The organism is Stieleria sedimenti (genome assembly GCF_025060895.1).
In the GTDB taxonomy this organism is placed as follows: Bacteria; Planctomycetota; Planctomycetia; order Pirellulales; family Pirellulaceae; genus Stieleria; species Stieleria sedimenti.
Window position 1 is genome coordinate 1 of the sequence record NZ_JANZKV010000212.1, and the last position, 15,511, is coordinate 15,511.

At 58.7% G+C, this 15,511-nt stretch carries 13 protein-coding genes; 5 read left to right on the forward strand and 8 right to left on the reverse strand.

Features of this window, described 5'->3' with window-relative positions; genetic code table 11:
- Positions 1-427: 427 nt before the first annotated feature.
- Entirely contained in the window at positions 428-967 is a 540-nt protein-coding gene (locus NZK35_RS25870; RefSeq protein WP_323379675.1) for a hypothetical protein, read from the forward strand.
- A 171-nt stretch (positions 968-1,138) separates the two neighbouring features.
- On the opposite strand, the gene NZK35_RS25875 is transcribed toward NZK35_RS25870, so the two are convergent.
- The gene (locus tag NZK35_RS25875; protein WP_259635416.1) at positions 1,139-2,323 is read right to left on the reverse strand and encodes a serine hydrolase domain-containing protein; all 1,185 of its coding nucleotides are present in this window, start codon (positions 2,321-2,323) and stop codon (positions 1,139-1,141) included.
- A 171-nt stretch (positions 2,324-2,494) separates the two neighbouring features.
- Entirely contained in the window at positions 2,495-3,388 is an 894-nt protein-coding gene (locus NZK35_RS25880; protein ID WP_259635417.1) for a phosphatidylserine decarboxylase, read from the reverse strand.
- Positions 3,389-3,562: 174 nt separating this feature from the next.
- On the opposite strand from NZK35_RS25880, the gene NZK35_RS25885 reads away from it, so the two are divergent.
- Entirely contained in the window at positions 3,563-4,405 is an 843-nt protein-coding gene (locus tag NZK35_RS25885; protein ID WP_259635418.1) for an alpha/beta hydrolase, read from the forward strand.
- A gap of 105 nt (positions 4,406-4,510) precedes the next feature.
- On the opposite strand, the gene NZK35_RS25890 is transcribed toward NZK35_RS25885, so the two are convergent.
- From NZK35_RS25890 to NZK35_RS25910, 5 genes are all read right to left on the reverse strand, one after another.
- A complete protein-coding gene (locus tag NZK35_RS25890) occupies positions 4,511-5,434 on the reverse strand; it encodes a sugar phosphate isomerase/epimerase family protein (protein ID WP_323379674.1) in 924 nt (307 codons plus the stop codon).
- A 742-nt stretch (positions 5,435-6,176) separates the two neighbouring features.
- Positions 6,177-6,887, reverse strand: coding sequence for a response regulator transcription factor (locus tag NZK35_RS25895; protein ID WP_259635420.1), 711 nt, complete (start codon positions 6,885-6,887; stop codon positions 6,177-6,179).
- Positions 6,888-8,543: a sensor histidine kinase gene (locus NZK35_RS25900; protein ID WP_259635421.1), complete on the reverse strand. Its 1,656-nt coding sequence runs from the start codon at positions 8,541-8,543 to the stop codon at positions 6,888-6,890.
- Between the two features lie 18 nt (positions 8,544-8,561).
- Complete coding sequence (locus tag NZK35_RS25905; RefSeq protein WP_259635422.1) at positions 8,562-9,965, reverse strand: vWA domain-containing protein; 1,404 nt, start codon at positions 9,963-9,965, stop codon at positions 8,562-8,564.
- 188 nt (positions 9,966-10,153) lie between these two features.
- Positions 10,154-12,442 (reverse strand): Hsp70 family protein, encoded by a 2,289-nt coding sequence (locus NZK35_RS25910; protein WP_259635423.1) that lies wholly within the window; start codon positions 12,440-12,442, stop codon positions 10,154-10,156.
- 169 nt (positions 12,443-12,611) lie between these two features.
- Between NZK35_RS25910 and NZK35_RS25915 the strand changes: the two genes are divergently transcribed.
- From NZK35_RS25915 to NZK35_RS25925, 3 genes are all read left to right on the forward strand, one after another.
- A complete protein-coding gene (locus NZK35_RS25915; RefSeq protein WP_259635424.1) occupies positions 12,612-13,106 on the forward strand; it encodes a hypothetical protein in 495 nt (164 codons plus the stop codon).
- 7 nt (positions 13,107-13,113) lie between these two features.
- A complete protein-coding gene (locus tag NZK35_RS25920) occupies positions 13,114-14,028 on the forward strand; it encodes a sugar phosphate isomerase/epimerase family protein (RefSeq protein ID WP_259635425.1) in 915 nt (304 codons plus the stop codon).
- 89 nt (positions 14,029-14,117) lie between these two features.
- On the forward strand, positions 14,118-14,963 hold the full coding sequence (locus tag NZK35_RS25925) for a sugar phosphate isomerase/epimerase family protein (RefSeq protein ID WP_259635426.1): 846 nt from the start codon (positions 14,118-14,120) through the stop codon (positions 14,961-14,963).
- On the opposite strand, the gene coaD is transcribed toward NZK35_RS25925, so the two are convergent.
- Positions 14,960-15,466 (reverse strand): pantetheine-phosphate adenylyltransferase, encoded by a 507-nt coding sequence (gene coaD / locus NZK35_RS25930; protein ID WP_259635427.1) that lies wholly within the window; start codon positions 15,464-15,466, stop codon positions 14,960-14,962. The genes NZK35_RS25925 and coaD overlap by 4 nt on opposite strands.
- Positions 15,467-15,511: the final 45 nt, after the last annotated feature.

The following is a 15,511-nucleotide window of genomic DNA, read 5'->3' on the forward strand; positions in this document are numbered from 1 at the left end:
TTCGCGCCAGCGTCCGGGCGCCCAGCAATCTCGATCAAGCGGGATGAGGCTCGCGCCGTTCCGCCGCCTGCTTTGGTTCGTTGTTAGTGGCAGGGCACAACGCGACCCCAAAACTCAATCTGACAAGGCACGAGCCGTCTGGTGTGGAACATCCGCTGTCGTGAAACAGCAGACTGCTCGGCGAATCGCTAAAACTCCTGAATTACCCGCAAGATCCGTATAAGTTCACACGATAACTGTCTGTACAAGCGGAACCCAATCGCGCTTCGACGCGCGGTCTTGTTATCGAACACCAGGGAAGGTTGCTCGGATGACCAAAACGACGAACAGTCAAACAAAACACGCCGCCCAGACAGAACGTCTGGAATCGGCCACGAAAGGCACCAATGCCGTTTCGTCTCTCGCACGCAAAGTTACTCTGGTTACGATGGCCTGCGTCGCCGTCGGGACGACGGGTTGCTGGGGCTTGGGGGGCACAAACTACAACCTCGGCTTCTTGGGGTTCCCGATGCCGGTGAGTCCTTATTATCAACATAAGGCGGAAGAGGAATTCTGGAAGAACGAGCGTTACAACAAGGTGCCGATCCTCGGCCCGACCACCTCTGGTGGTGCCCCGGTCGCGCTCGACCCCCCCAGCGACGACGAAGTGATGCACGCACTGGAAAGTGCACGTCCCGTCCAAGGCGGTATTCCGTTGCTGTATGAAAAGCAGCGCAACGACGTGCGGATCATCAAAGAGAAGATCGCCGACTACGTCGATCCGCCTCGATTCTATCCGCTGATCGGCCCCGCCCAACTGCACCACGCCCACTACAAGTGCACGATCTACTTCGAAGAGAAGACCACGATCGGCTACCCCGTGCCACACACCTTGCACGATCAAGAAGCCGTCGAAGTCGTCTACATCGACCACAACCACTTCCACATGGTTGGCGACGTCGAACCCTACACCACTCCGGCGCTCTAGCCGCTTTAACAAGCGTTCCGCTTCACCACTGAAAAGGCGGCTTTGCGTGATCCACGCAAAGCCGCCTTTTTTTCGTGCCGTTGGTTGTCCGGCCTGTCGATTGAAGCCCGCACGCGTTAGCAAGTTGAGCTCGGAACATCGATTCACTCGCCAGGCCGTCTCACTGCGGACCTACAGTCCCAGCGCCTCGCCGGCCGTCTGTTGGAACGTCTTGCGAATGTCCGACCCATCGCTGTTGCCCATCTTGGTTCGCTGAATCATCAACACGTAAATGGTTTGTGTTTTGGGATCGACCCAGCCTTGTGTTCCGAACGCCCCGCCGTGCCCGAACGTGCCCGGAGACAACATCTCGGTCACGCCCTGTGGCTCGCGAATGATGCACCAGCCCAACCCCCAGCAGTTGCCGGGCGTGAACCCTGTTTCCAAATCGCCGGTCTGCCGGGACGTCATCTGTGCCACCGCGTCTTCGGACACGACCCGTTGTTTGCGAAACTTGCCGCCATCTAAAACCATTTGATAGAACCGAAACATGTCGCGAGCGGTTGCAAACAGGCCGCCCGACGGATTGGGCGCTTTCACCTCGGCCGGATTCGAAATGCGATTGGCAACCGCCTGCAGCGACTCTCCCTCTTCACCCGGGCCATACAACGTTGCGATGCGACGCTGTTGTTTCTGGTCAGGAAAGAACGTGGTGGAGGTCATGTTGCCGACATCAAAGATCCGCTCCTGAAGGAACGCTTGAAACGATTGCCCCGAAACGATTTCAACGATCCGGCCGGCGACGTTCAAACCGGGACTGTACTGCCACTTCGTGCCGGGCTCAAACGCGAGCGGTCGCTCGGCCAGTTGGTCGACCGCCTCTTCGAGTGATCCATCGAACAGTTGATCGCCGGCCAACCCCGAGGTGTGGGTGATGGCATCGCGGATCGTGATCTCGCGACTCGGCGCTGCACCGTCTTTTAGCTTTAGATCCTTGTATGCCGGGATGTACTTGCTGACGTTGTCGTCCACACTGAGCTTGCCTTCATCCTGCAAGATCATGATTGCGGTCGCGGTGATCGGCTTGGTCATCGAGGCGATCGAAAACATCGTGAAGGTACGCATCTCCTTCTGTGCCTCGATGTCGGCCAATCCGACCGCGCCCAAATGCACGATCTTTCCCCGATGGCCGACCAAGGTTACGGCGCCAGAGATTTTCCCCTGCTCGACAAAGGTTTGCATGGCCGCATCGATTGCGTCGATCACGGGTGGCGGCGTGGGCGCCGCTTTTTTCGGTGCAACTACTTCCTGACCAGAGGCCGTGGACGCAACGGTTAGAATCATTGCGATGCAACAGGACGATAGCAGGCGAATCATGGAAAGTCTCTTGACAGGTGGGGAAGAACACTGAGACGGCGGCACCAGCGCCTTGTCAACGCTAAGTTTAAGGTTCAGCAAGAAATTGGCGTAAGCTTCCAGCATGCGTTTGACGAGTGAAACGAGACGGCAAGCTGGAAGCTTACCCCACTTTTCATTCTTGACAAACAACTAAATGATCCTGGCCATCGAATCACCCATCCGGGCGTACAACTCCCGCTGGTCGGCGGAGTGTTGCTGCAAATCGTCGTCGAACACCACGCGCCCGGGCTCGAAAATGACGAGGGTCGATGAACCGCCGAATCGGAAGTAGCCCTTTTCATCCCCTTTGGAAACCGGGACGCCCGGGCGATAGGTCTGGCAGATTCCGCCGACGCAGGTGGCACCGATCTCCAACAGCAAGACGTTTCCGAGCGTTTCGGTTTCTAGAATCGTGATCTCACGTTTGTTGGTCGCCAGGATGTGAATGTTTTGACACAACGCGATCGGATTGACCGAGTAGAGCGGTCCGTTGATCAAGCGCGCCGGTCCTGGTCGTCCGGCGGCGGGAAAGTGAAAACGGTGATAGTCGACCGGGCACAACCGAGACAGCAGCAAGCTTCCCTGGGAGTACCGTCGCGTCAGTTCCGCATCGCGAAGCAGCGTCGCCAAGTCGAACATCTGGCCCTTGACGAACAACCCCTCGCAACGCGAAAGATCGGGCACGCAGAGGTGTCGTCCGTCAGCGGGAAAGACGATGGTGGAGGGATCCGGATCGATCGGTCTGGCCGAGGGGTTCAGCTTGCGAAAAAAGAATTCGTTGAAGTTGGCGAAATCGTCTGGCTTGCGCGCAAACTCGCTCGCATCGAGTCCAAACTCCGCGATGAAGGGTTCGATTTTTTCGCGTGTTTTCGGTTGGTCCATTCGCCACCCATACCAGCGGGAAAACCACGCCCGTTTCACCAGCGCGGCCAGGGCGAGTTTTCCGCCCCACGTCCCATACGTCCAACGAAGCGCCTTGTCGCCGTAGACTTTTTCGACGCACGACTCGTCGCGGTAACGGTCGTGATAGGTGATTTCATCCATTGGCGAAGAATTGTTGACGAGAAGCGAGACGTGGGCGGGCGGCGTGCCATCTACCTTGATAACAAACGGAGGTGTTTTCTGTTAGCGGCAAGGCGAGAGCACTGGTGATTCGGTGTATGATTGGGAGCCGGCTTGGTTTGTCAATTCCGTTGCTCCACCCTTCACCGTCCGATCATGAATCTTCGCCCCTGGATGACCGTCTGTACGTTGGCCTTGCTGACTTCGCCGCTCGCGTTTGCCGCCGACGCCAAGCCTGAACCCGATGAAAAGGTCGTCTACAAGACCGTCGGTGACGTCGAACTGTCGATGCACGTGTTTCAACCCGGCCCGTCGGATGCGGCCGAACCACGTGCGGCGATCGTGTTCTTTTTCGGTGGCGGATGGAACGGCGGCTCGCCGAGCCAATTTTACGGGCAAAGCCGCGCACTGGCGGACCGTGGAATGGTTGCGATGTGTGCCGAATATCGCGTCAAGAAGACGCACGGGACACCACCGAAGACGTGTGTCGCCGATGGCAAGTCCGCGATTCGCTGGGCCCGTCAGAACGCGTCTCGCTACGGGATCGATCCGAATCGAATCGCCGCCGGCGGCGGATCCGCCGGCGGGCATGTGGCCGCTGCGACGGCTACGGTGACCGCCTTTGATGATCCGGCCGATGACACCACGGTCAGCTGCCGTCCCGACGCCTTGGTCCTGTTCAATCCCGTCTACGACAATGGACCTCAGGGATACGGTTACGACCGGGTTCAAGCGTACTGGAAAGACATCTCGCCGCTGCACAACCTCGGCAAAGACACTCCGCCGACGATCGTCTACCTGGGAACCAAGGACAAACTGATTCCCGTGGCAACCGGCCAGGCGTTCAAAGCCAAACTCGATGAGTTGGGCGTGCGCAACGAATTGCACCTTTATCAAGATGCCCCCCACGGTTTCTTCAACAAAGGCGACGCCTACGAAGACACCCTGGCCAAGTCGATCCGGTTTCTGACTGCCCTCGGGTTTGTCAAAGGGGAATAGGTCGCCGCAGGGAGCAAAGGCGGAATGAGATGGGGCAGCATGATACGGGCATCAATCACATTCTGCCCCGGATCATGCTGCCTTCTGTCTTCATCCGAATCGCGACTACGCTTTGGCCAATTTCGCCGCGACGCGTTCCAGCAACGTCTTGGTCAGTTTAATGCCTTCGTACTCGGAGACCTTGCCGCCTTCGTATTCGATGCCGACGTAGCCGTGGTAGCCGTGTCGCAGCACGATTTCCATCATCTTGAAGTAGTCGGTGTGGACTTCGTTACCGTCTTCGTCAAAGTCGTGCGATTTCGCGCTGACCGCTTTGGCGTAAGGCATCAATTCTTCGACGCCCTTGTAGCGATCGTACATCTTCGGCTCTTTCCCTCGCGACAGGTAGAAATTGCCGAAATCGGGGAGCGTGCCACAGTTGTCCATCTCCGTTTTGGCGATCGTCCCGGCCAGCCAGGCGCCGTTGCTGCTGAGGCCGCCGTGGTTTTCGACGATCACGTTCAATCCCTGGGGCTTGGCATACTCGCTTAATCGACGCAGTCCGTCGGCGGCCAATTTCATCTGCTCTTCGTAACTGCCCGAGCTGCTGGCGTTGACGCGGATGGAGTGGCATCCCAAGAACTTGGCGGCGTCGACCCAACGGTAGTGATTTTCCACAGCCGTGGTGCGTTTGGCATCGTCGGGGTCGCCCAAGTTTCCTTCGCCGTCGCACATGATCAACAGACTCTTGACGCCCAGGTCCTCGCAGCGGGTCTTCAGCTCGGTCAGGTACTTTTGGTCTTCGGCTTTGTCTTTGAAGAATTGGTTGACGTATTCGACCGCATCGATCCCGAATTCTTCCTTGGTGACGCGGGGGAAATCCAGGTTGGTCAGACCTTTGCTCGGATCGCGCAGGGTGCGGTGCAACGACCACTCCGCCAGTGAAATTTTGAACGGAGCTTCGCCCGACTCGGCGGCCAACAGCGGAGCCATGGTGAGTGAGGCGGCGGAGGCAGACGCAAATTGGAGAAATTGACGGCGGTTGGTCATGATCACGTGGACAGAACTGGGGACGGAGAATTCAAAACGACGCCGCCAATTCTACACCAATCTGGCTCCAAGTGGCGTAAGCTTCCAGCTTGCGTCTGCGGCGTGTAACGCAGAAGCTGAAGCTTCTCGACAGGCAAACAAGATGCTTACCCCACGGTGGCGTATGCTTCCAGCTTGCGTCTGCGGCGTGTAACGCAGAAGCTGAAGCTTCTCGACAGGCAAGCAGGATGCTTACCCCACGGTGGCGTAAGCTTCCAGCTTGCGACTGCGGCGTGCAACGCAGAAGCTGAAGCTTCTCGACAGGCAAGCAGGATACTTACCCCACGGTGGCGTATGCTTCCAGCTTGCGTCTGCGGCGTGTAACGCTGAAGCTGAAGCTTCTCGACAGGCAAGCAAGATGATTACCCCACCGTGGCGTAAGCTTCCAGCTTGCGTCTGCGGCGTGTAACGCAGAAGCTAAAGCTTCTCGACAGGCAAGCAGGATACTTACCCCACGGTGGCGTACGCTTCCAGCTTGCGTCTGCGGCGTGTAACGCAGAAGCGAAAGCTTCTCGACAGGCAAGCAGGATGCTTACCCCACGGTGGCGTAAGCTTCCAGCTTGCGTCTGCGGCGTGTAACGCAGAAGCTTGAAGCTTCTCGACAGGCAAGCAAGATGCTTACCCCACGGTGGCGTATGCTTCCAGCTTGCGTCTGCGGCGTGTAACGCAGAAGCTGAAGCTTCTCGACAGGCAAGCAAGATGCTTACCCCACGGTGGCCTCGTAGCGGTAGCCGACGCCGTAGACGGTTTGGACGATTTGGGGATGCTTGGGATCGATCTCGATTCGCTTTCGCAGCTGGCTGATCGTCTGGTCGATCGTCCGGCTGTTGGGGACATGGTCATCCTCCCAGGCGGAGCGGAACAAGTCGGCCCGCTTGACGACTTCACCCGGCCGGGCAGCGAGTGTTTGCAGGATCAAGACTTCCCGTCGGGTCAGCGAAATGGCTTCGTCATCGCGGCGGGCGCGAAGCTCTTTCGGGAACACCTCCAGTCCCCCCATCGAAAAGGGCTCGTCGGAAAAGGTCACCCGCGTGTCGGGGGACTCGGACAGGCTTCGACGTGCGACCGCTCGGATTCGCGCGATCACTTCTTTGGTCCCGAACGGTTTGACGATGTAGTCATCTCCGCCGAGTTCCAGTCCGATCACTTTATCGATTTCTTCCGCCTTGGCCGTGATGAACAAGATCGGCATCGTCGGGGACTGTTGACGAAAATACTTGCAAACGTCAAAGCCGCTGAGCCCCGGCATCATCACATCGAGGCAAGCGATGTCGGGCGGCGACGCGTCGAACAGGTCTTTGGCATGCCGTCCGTCCGCGGCTTCGGTGACAAGGTATCCTTCGTTCCGCAGCACTTCTGCCAACGCGGCTCGGGTGTTCGCATCATCTTCGGCAATCAAGATATGATGTGACATTCAATCACCGATCGGTAGGGTTAACGTAAAGGTCGCCCCGCCAAGGTGAGGTTCCGAGGACAGCACCAGGGTACCGCCATGGCGGACCGCGGCCCGTCGCGCGATGGTCAGACCGATGCCGGTTCCGCTGGGGGCATGAATCGAGTCGTCGACCCGCTGGAAGGGACGAAAGATCTTTTCCTGATGGGCTGTGGCGATGCCCGGCCCGTCATCGCTGACCACCACCCGCAACGCGCGCGTCGAAGCGGAAGCAGCGTGCAACAGGTCACACTCGATCACACAATGCCCGCCACGGGGGACGTATTTTTCGACATTGCTGAGCAGATTCACCAAGACCATTTCAACCACGTCTCCGTCGATCGAAACCTGATCTCGACACCGGCACACGGTCTCCAACGTCAGCCCCGCCGCTTTGAAACTGGGCGTGAATTGTTCCGCGATCCCACCAATCAACTCACCGATGTCCGTCGGTTCGCGTCGCACCCCGAGCGGCTTTCCGCTGGGGCGGATCATTTCCAACACGCCGCTGACCAATCGCTGCAATCGGCGGCTTTCATGATCAATGACCTCCAAACGTCTGGCAAGCGATTCACTCGCATCACTCTTGGTGATGCGTTTCAAATCTGACCCGGCCAATTCGGTGTAAAGCCGAATGTTGGTCAACGGCGTCCGCAATTCGTGCGACACCTGGCCGGCAAAATTGACGCGGCTCTTGGCCTCGCTGACTTGCCGTTGCACCGACGTCAGGACATAAAAACCGACCGACAGCAGGATCAGCGCGATGCCTGCCGACGACAGATAGGTGGGAATCGAGCTGGACAACGGGATCAGCGATTGATCGACGTGCAGCCTGAACTGCCAACTGGCCAACGGCGGCGAGAGCGGCGACGTGACCAGCGGTGGCAGTGAAAACTCATCCACCTCGCCCCATCGATAGACCAACCGCTTTGCCTCATCGACCAAGGTCAAGCTACCGATCGGGGTCGCTGACAGTTCGGCGAGTTCAACCTTGGAGCCCCCCTCGGTCGGTCGTAACGACGAGGGCGCAATCGACCGGCCGCGATGATCGGGCAAGGCGGCGATCAAATCCGCAATCCAACGGCTCCGTTCCAGCAACACGCCGACGGTGGATCCGTCCCCGCGGGTTCGCCAATAAACGACTTGCGCGCCGTCAGCCATGTACCATTGTTGCCAGGCCGATTCGGTGAACGTCGTTTTGGAAGCGACCTTGGCGCCGGATGATTTGGAATCCGAATTGACGTTCGGCAACGGACGCGCGTCGACCAGCCCGGGCAGCGCCGCGGCGACCTCGGTGGCATCGATGCCGACCGAATCACTGGGCCTGGGAAACACCATCGTCCCGGATGGATCGACGACAATGCCTTGCCGGACAATCGGGACCTCGCGGCGCATCCGCCGCAACGCTTCGAAGACCGATTGCGAAGCGTCGAGTTGTTCATTCAACCGCAACGCATAGCCGTCAAACAGTTGAACGATCCGGCGGTCGGCATCATACAGCTGGGACGAAAGCAGTGTGGCCAAATTCTCTTGCGCCGCCACCTGGCTGGCCTTGATTGCATTGGCACTCATCCACCCCAGCAGCACCATCGGTGCGGCGACCAGCAGGATCAGTGCGAGGAACAATCGACGCGGCATGGCATTTAGCGGTGGGACCTAGTTCTTGTCCGCCGGAGGTGGTGTTTTCACACGCATCTGCTGCTGCGCCGCATTCTTGCTTTGCTCGTATCGCATCGCTTTTCGCGAGTAATTCCATTCCGTCGGACTCTCGATGATCACCGATTGATCCTGATTGAGCTTGGCGTTGCGTTTCAGTTCCATCGACAGTTCCTCCCCGAGCTGGGCGCCGTAGAGGTCTTCGAGTCTTTGCAATTGGATGCTGTTTCCCAGCAGCAGCTCCTTGGCCTCTTCGATACGCCCGGCGTCACGCAGTGCCGTGGCTTGGACGTTCTTTTCGTTGGCCAGTTGGATCGCGCAGTAAGCCGCGGTTTCGTGATCGCATTCCCTGGCCACCGCTTCTTTGTCGTCGGTGAACCGAACCTCGATGCTGCTGGTCAACGTGTCGGTCGTCTGGCTGAGCATGTTCTGGTATTGGACGGTGACCGAGGCGAGCGGCCGTTTGCCGCCCGCTTTCCCGGCGTCGACTTCGACTTCGATCACAAAGTAGCGCTGTTGGCGGGCGTACAGTTGGGCCAACGGAATGTAGATGTCTTGTCCGCTGATGTCGGCTTTGTTGTTGAGCACACGGACGGGACGAATGCCCTCGCCGATTTTCGCGTGGATTTTGAAATCGCTGGCCACGACGCTCATCAAGTCGTTGAACTCTTTCTGAAAGACCGCGACCAGATCATCGGCTTGTTCGACAAACATGTGGTTCCCGCTGCCGGCCGACGCCAACCGACTCATCAAGTCTTCATTGTATCCGAGCCCGAGTCCGAGCGTGCTGACGCTGATCCCTTCTTTGACCAGCGACGCCCCCAACCGCTCCAACTCGCGAGGGCTTTTCGGCCCCACGTTGGCTTGACCGTCGGAAAGCAGGATCACACGATTGACCGAATCGCTGTCGAGGAACTTTCGGACTTCCGCGGCCCCTTTGCTGACCCCGGCAAACAGGGCGGTGCTTCCGCCGGCGTTGACCGAGCGAATTTTTTGGATGATCGATTCACGATCGGTGGCTTTGGTGGCCGGCACCAACACGGTCGCGGAATCGGAGTACAGCACGATGGAAACGATATCGTCATCACGCAGTCGGCGGACCGCCGCGATCGCCGCCTCGCGGGCTTGCACGATCTTTTGCCCGCCCATCGATCCACTTTGGTCGATCACGATTGCCGTGTTGACCGGCGGACGTTTTTTGTTTTGCGGGACGTCAAATCCGGTCAAGGAAATGCGGACGTGATTGATCTGCTTTTCCCCGGCCAGCATCGTCGGATTGGACACCCCGACGTCCAAAGACAATTGTTCGGCCCGCAACGTGTTCGATCCGCTGCCGAGCATTGCCGCCAGAGCCAGCCCGATCGCCAGCAGGACGGGCGCGTTTTTCCAATGAGTCGCAGACATCGTTTCGATTCCCTTTTTCAGGTGGTCATTCGTCAGCTGCGTCTCCGGGGGCGATCACGGAAATCGCCGACACACCGATCCACGCCGTTGGCACAGAACCAAGGGCACGCCGCAGCTATCCTAGTAAACGATGATTCCGCGATTCAATGGTCTGGATCGTCTCAAAACAATGTAAAAGAATTGTCACATCACTTTCGCTTGCGACCGAACAGGCCGCCGACCTTTCTCGGCTTGACGGCGTCCTTCGATTCGGCGGCCTGTTTTGCCGGCGGTTTCGCCCGTCCCTTGCCGGCCGGCGCGTCGGTGACGATCAACGGCACGTCAGCCTTGCGGGGCGATTTTGCCTCGCCGCCCAAAGCCGCCAGCATTGCCAAATCGTCGGCGTCGGCTTTGACCTTCGGCGCCGCGTCCTTGGGGTCGAGTTCCAACTTCGGCTTTTCGGAGACGTTGGGCGCGGTCGATCCGGCCGCAACGGCCAGTTTTTGGGCATCGGCGACCGACAGCTTCGGTCCGCTGGCGGGGTCGTTGGTCTCGATCTTGAGCGCCGCGTCTTTGCCTGAAACCGCTTTGGCCGCAACGTGGTCGGCCTTGTCGGTCGTTTTTGACGCGACCGGGCTGGCGGCGTACGCGGGGTTGGATTCACGCACGGCGTCCTGACGATCGGCCGGTGCCGGAGCACTTGGCGGCTGAGACACGCCCAAAATGGCGGCGGCCTTGGAGGCGACCACTGGCGTTTTTGATGACGCGGGTTCCGGTTCGACGTGCTGCAAGGCGGCAAACCCTTGGACTGGATCCGTCATGACTTGATCCGCCATGGCAGCCTCGGACTGCTCCATGGAACTCTCATCGGGCAACGCGTCGGCATCGTCGCTGGTCAAGTCGTCTGCCGAGAACAAGGCGGACGCGTCGTGACCGTGTTCGGCCAAGCTGGCCAACATGGCGTCGCTGAGTCCCTCGTCCAAACGACGTCTCCAGGCCGCGATTTCGTCGTCCGACAATCCGGCAGCCCGATTCAGGGTCATCGTGATTTTTCGATCGATTTCGGGCAGCGACGCATGGACGGTCAGCCGGCCGTCGGCGCGGTAGTCGAATCGCACTTCGACGTTGGTCCCCTTGGGCGTTCCTCTGGGCAGGTCGGCGACGACACACTTGCCGATCGGCGTCGCATTGATACCGCGTTTATCGCCGCCCTCGACGATTTGGATTTTGACGTTGGCTTGGTTGTTGACGTGGGTTCGAAACCGCACCATCTTCCGCGCCGGCAACTTGCTGTTGCGCGGGATCATGATCTTGCGTCGCGGTTTGTTGGATTTGGGGTCGAGCGCCAAGACGCCCAAATCATGCGAGTTGACGTTGCTGACGGAAATGCCGGTCTTGTCATTCGCGCCGGCGGACAACATGCCCGCGTACAACGCCGCGCCATGGCTGACCGCTTCGTCGGGCGAAAGCGATCGATCGAGTTCCATTCCGCTGAGTTGCTGCAGTTCGTCGCGGATCATCGGCATACGCGTCGAGCCACCGACCAAAATCAAACGCGTCAGATCCGGCCAATCGATGCCGGCGTCGTCGAGCACCAAATGAACGGTCATGATCGTCCGCTCGACCAGATCGGCACAGCGCTCGGAAAATTGCTGTTGCGTGATCTCGGTGCGCAACCGCCGGCCGTCATTGGCAAACGCAACGGTGACCGCTTCGCGTTGGGTGAGTGCGTGCTTGGTTTGGTTGGCCTTGCGCAGCAACTCCTGTTCAGCCTGGGGATCGTTGCGAGGATCGATTCCGTGTTCGGCAAGGAAGGCTTCGGCGATCAGATCAACGAGCCGGCTGTCCCAATCGATGCCGCCAAGGTAAACGTCGCCGGCGGTTGCAATGGTATTGAAATTTCCTTTTTCAATCTCCATCACGGTGACGTCAAAGGTGCCGCCACCGAGGTCGTACACCAACACCGTTTCACGTCGCTCGTTGGCAACTCCGGCGCCTAAAAAACCTTGCTGAACACCGTAGGTAATCGCCGCAGCGGTCGGTTCATTGATGATGTCCAGCACCTTCAGTCCGGCCAGCCGCCCCGCATCCTGGGTCGCCTTGCGGCAGGGCTCGTTGAAGAACGCCGGGACGGTGATGACCGCTTCGCTGATTCGGCCGAGTTTCAATTCCGCATCGGTTTTTAGTTTCCGCAGCACCAAGGCTTGGATGACTTCCGCCGGCAGGTGCTTGCCGCGGATCGCTTTTTCATAATATTGCTCGCCGACATTGCGTTTGGCGAACTGGGCCAAGCGATCAGGCTCCAACAGCCCGGCTTCGACGGCTTCGATCCCCACGATCGGGCGTTTCTGATCAAAGAACACCGCGCTGGGTGTGGTCAGGTCGCCTTCGGAATTGCGGATCGTTTCGGGCCGACCTTCACCGTCCAGGAATGCGACCGCCGAAAAGGTGGTGCCAAGGTCGATTCCGACCGGTAGCTGCGTCTTGCTGTCAGTCATAAAGAAAAACGAGTCGGTCCAACGGGGCGAATTAGAGAGAAAAGATTGTCGTAAGAACGCCGAACGGATCCCATTGTACCCGCCCGGTCGGTCCAACGTGATTCCATCCTGTACACTATTGTTCCCCGCGCCGACGTCGATTTCCGCTTTGTGAAGTATTTGCCCTCCCATGCAATGGCCGCAGCTCCCCGATTATGGATGTTTCTTGAGATGGCCGGAGAACGGCCAAGGGTTCATCCATCCCGACGACACGCCGATCGCGACTCAATTGATCCCCAGCCCGCGGGTGCTCAAAAGGGTGTCGTTCGATGGCGTTTATTACCACTACGTCTATGGACGGCTTCAGTTTCGGTTGCGACCGGCGATGTGGTTGCCGATCCGAATTGAAGCATTTGAAATCGGCGACCAAGTCGAAACGAAAGGCGTGGGGCTCGAACGCGAACGATTCGTCGCAACGGTCTGGGGCATGTACTACGTCCAACGCAAAGGTTGTATCTTGTATCGGCTGCGGCGTGGCGAACAACTGGTCCCCAAACTGTTTGCGGGCGACCAATTGCGGTTGCTGACGAACAAGACGACCGTGCGTCCGCCCACCACCCGGTATCGCGCTCCCCACTGGAACGGCAAAGGCGAAACCGTCCCCGACACCAAACTCGACGAGTAGATCAGCCATGCAACTCGGTTACGTCACCGCGATTCTTCCCGAAGCGAATTTGCAGCAGGTTTTTCAGACGGCCGCTGAAATCGGTTACGACTGTGTGGAAGTGATGTGCTGGCCGCTGGGCAAGGCGACGCGGCGGTATGCAGGCATCACCCACATCGATGTCCACTCGCTCGACGACGCAACGGTCGAATCCATCGCGACCCTTCAACAGAACAGCGGGGTCTCGATCAGCGGGCTGGGCTACTACCCCAACGCCCTGTCCCCCGATCGCAACGAAGCCGAATTGGCCGTCGAGCACATTCGGGCGGTGATCGTGGCGGCCCGTCGGCTGGGCATCGGCACGATGAACACGTTTATCGGGCGCGATTGGACCAAGAATGTCGACGACAATTGGCCGCGTTTTCTGGAGACTTGGAAACCGATCATCGAACTGGCCGAACAAAACGACGTGCGGGTGGGAATCGAGAACTGTCCGATGTATTTCACCAACGATGAATGGCCGGCGGGTAAAAACCTGGCCCATTCGCCCGCCATCTGGCAGCGGATGTTCGACGACATCCCCAGCGACCACTTCGGGCTCAATTACGATCCCTCGCATCTGGTCTTTCAGCACGTCGATTACCTTGCACCGCTAGCTGAATTCGCCGATAAACTCTTTCACGTCCATGCCAAGGACGTCCGCGTCGATCGGGCCAGGCTGGACCGCGTCGGCGTTCTGGCCAACCCCAACGAGTGGCATTCGCCGAAATTGCCGGGGATGGGCGACGTCCACTGGGGACAGTTCTTTGCCGCGTTGACGGACACGGGCTACGACGGACCCGTTTGCGTGGAAGTCGAAGATCGCGCCTACGAACGATCCGACCAGGACTGTTTGCGGGCGCTGAAACAGTCGTATCACTTTCTCCGCAATTACGTCGTTTGACGTTTCCCCGACAACGCATCGATCGCCGTGGGCGATCTCTATCCTCTATCATTCAATCACGCTTCACAACTCTTACGGATCTCAAACAAATGGAATCTTGGCCCATCGGTGTGTTCGCTTCGGTCGACGCCGGACTCGGCGTCAAATGGGACGTCATCAAAGAACTGGGACTTCCCACCATCCAATTGCACGCACCGCAGCCCGCCAAGCGTGACCGGGCGACGGCAGCAGAACTGAAGAAACAGCTGGACGAGATGAACGTGCGTTGCACGGCGGTGTTTGGCGGCTTCGAGGGCGAAAGCTATGCCGACATCCCCACGGTCGTCAAAACGATCGGCCTGGTGCCCGCGGAAACTCGCCAAAGCCGCTTGGCCGAAATGCGTGACATCGCCGATTTCGCCAAATGGCTCGGCTGTGACGCCGTTGCGTTGCACCTGGGATTCATCCCGCACGACAGCTCTGATCCGCAATACGCCGAGATCGTCAAGGTCACCGGGGAACTTTGCGATCACTGCGCCCGAAACGATCAATTCTTGCACCTGGAAACCGGGCAAGAGACCGCCGAAGGCTTGCTGGATTTCATCGCCGCAGTCGGCTGTGACAATCTGAAAATCAATTTTGATCCGGCCAATATGATTCTCTACGGCACCGGCGAACCGATCGAAGCGCTCCGAATGCTCGCCAAACACATCCGCAGCATCCACTGCAAAGACGCCACGTGGAGCGACAAACCGGGTGAAACCTGGGGCTGCGAAGTGCCGCTGGGAAAAGGCGATGTCGACATGCGAAAGTATCTCGAAACGCTGCACGAAATCGGCTACGAAGGCCCGCTGACGATCGAACGAGAAATCCCCGAAGATCCCGTGCGACAAAAGCAAGAGATCGGCGGCGCGATCGACCTGCTCACCCGACTCCGCGACGACATCCTGGGTTAGCCTCGCATTTGCTCCCGCAGCGGCGCGATGATTTCGCGGGGGACAAACTTTGCCAACTGTTCGTCGTCCTTGCTGACGCTGGCGATCTGTTTCAACAGCGAACTGCTGACGTGCGAGAACCGTTCGTCGGCCATCAGGAACACGGTCTCGACGTCTTCGTCTAATTGCCGGTTGGCCATCATCATCGTGAATTCGCCGGCGATATCGGTCATCGGACGAATCCCACGCACCATCAGGCGCGACCCGAGCGAGCGGACGAAGTCGACCGCCAGCCCGTCAAAGATTTCAACCCGGACGTTTTCGATGTCCTGGGTCACGGTCTGCACCAACTCGCTGCGTTGTTCCGGCGAGAACAGTGACCCCTTTTCGGCGTTGATGCCGATCCCGATGACCAATCTTTCAAACAAGCGACTCGCGCGATGGATGATATGTAGATGCCCCAGCGTGATCGGGTCAAACGATCCGGTGTAAACAGCGATCCGCCGCTCGTTAGTCTCATTCATGCGTGATTCGGGGGAAAAGGTTTCGATCGCTCGTTGGATCCAATC

What these genes read in the sequence shown, in the direction of transcription:
- NZK35_RS25870 (WP_323379675.1), top strand. Translation starts at nt 428, where the DNA reads ATGGCCTGCGTCGCCGTCGGGACGACGGGTTGCTGGGGCTTGGGGGGC.
- NZK35_RS25875 (WP_259635416.1), bottom strand. Translation starts at nt 2,323, where the DNA reads ATGATTCGCCTGCTATCGTCCTGTTGCATCGCAATGATTCTAACCGTT.
- NZK35_RS25880 (WP_259635417.1), bottom strand. Translation starts at nt 3,388, where the DNA reads ATGGATGAAATCACCTATCACGACCGTTACCGCGACGAGTCGTGCGTC.
- NZK35_RS25885 (WP_259635418.1), top strand. Translation starts at nt 3,563, where the DNA reads ATGAATCTTCGCCCCTGGATGACCGTCTGTACGTTGGCCTTGCTGACT.
- NZK35_RS25890 (WP_323379674.1), bottom strand. Translation starts at nt 5,434, where the DNA reads ATGACCAACCGCCGTCAATTTCTCCAATTTGCGTCTGCCTCCGCCGCC.
- NZK35_RS25895 (WP_259635420.1), bottom strand. Translation starts at nt 6,887, where the DNA reads ATGTCACATCATATCTTGATTGCCGAAGATGATGCGAACACCCGAGCC.
- NZK35_RS25900 (WP_259635421.1), bottom strand. Translation starts at nt 8,543, where the DNA reads ATGCCGCGTCGATTGTTCCTCGCACTGATCCTGCTGGTCGCCGCACCG.
- NZK35_RS25905 (WP_259635422.1), bottom strand. Translation starts at nt 9,965, where the DNA reads ATGTCTGCGACTCATTGGAAAAACGCGCCCGTCCTGCTGGCGATCGGG.
- NZK35_RS25910 (WP_259635423.1), bottom strand. Translation starts at nt 12,442, where the DNA reads ATGACTGACAGCAAGACGCAGCTACCGGTCGGAATCGACCTTGGCACC.
- NZK35_RS25915 (WP_259635424.1), top strand. Translation starts at nt 12,612, where the DNA reads ATGCAATGGCCGCAGCTCCCCGATTATGGATGTTTCTTGAGATGGCCG.
- NZK35_RS25920 (WP_259635425.1), top strand. Translation starts at nt 13,114, where the DNA reads ATGCAACTCGGTTACGTCACCGCGATTCTTCCCGAAGCGAATTTGCAG.
- NZK35_RS25925 (WP_259635426.1), top strand. Translation starts at nt 14,118, where the DNA reads ATGGAATCTTGGCCCATCGGTGTGTTCGCTTCGGTCGACGCCGGACTC.
- coaD (WP_259635427.1), bottom strand. Translation starts at nt 15,466, where the DNA reads ATGAATGAGACTAACGAGCGGCGGATCGCTGTTTACACCGGATCGTTT.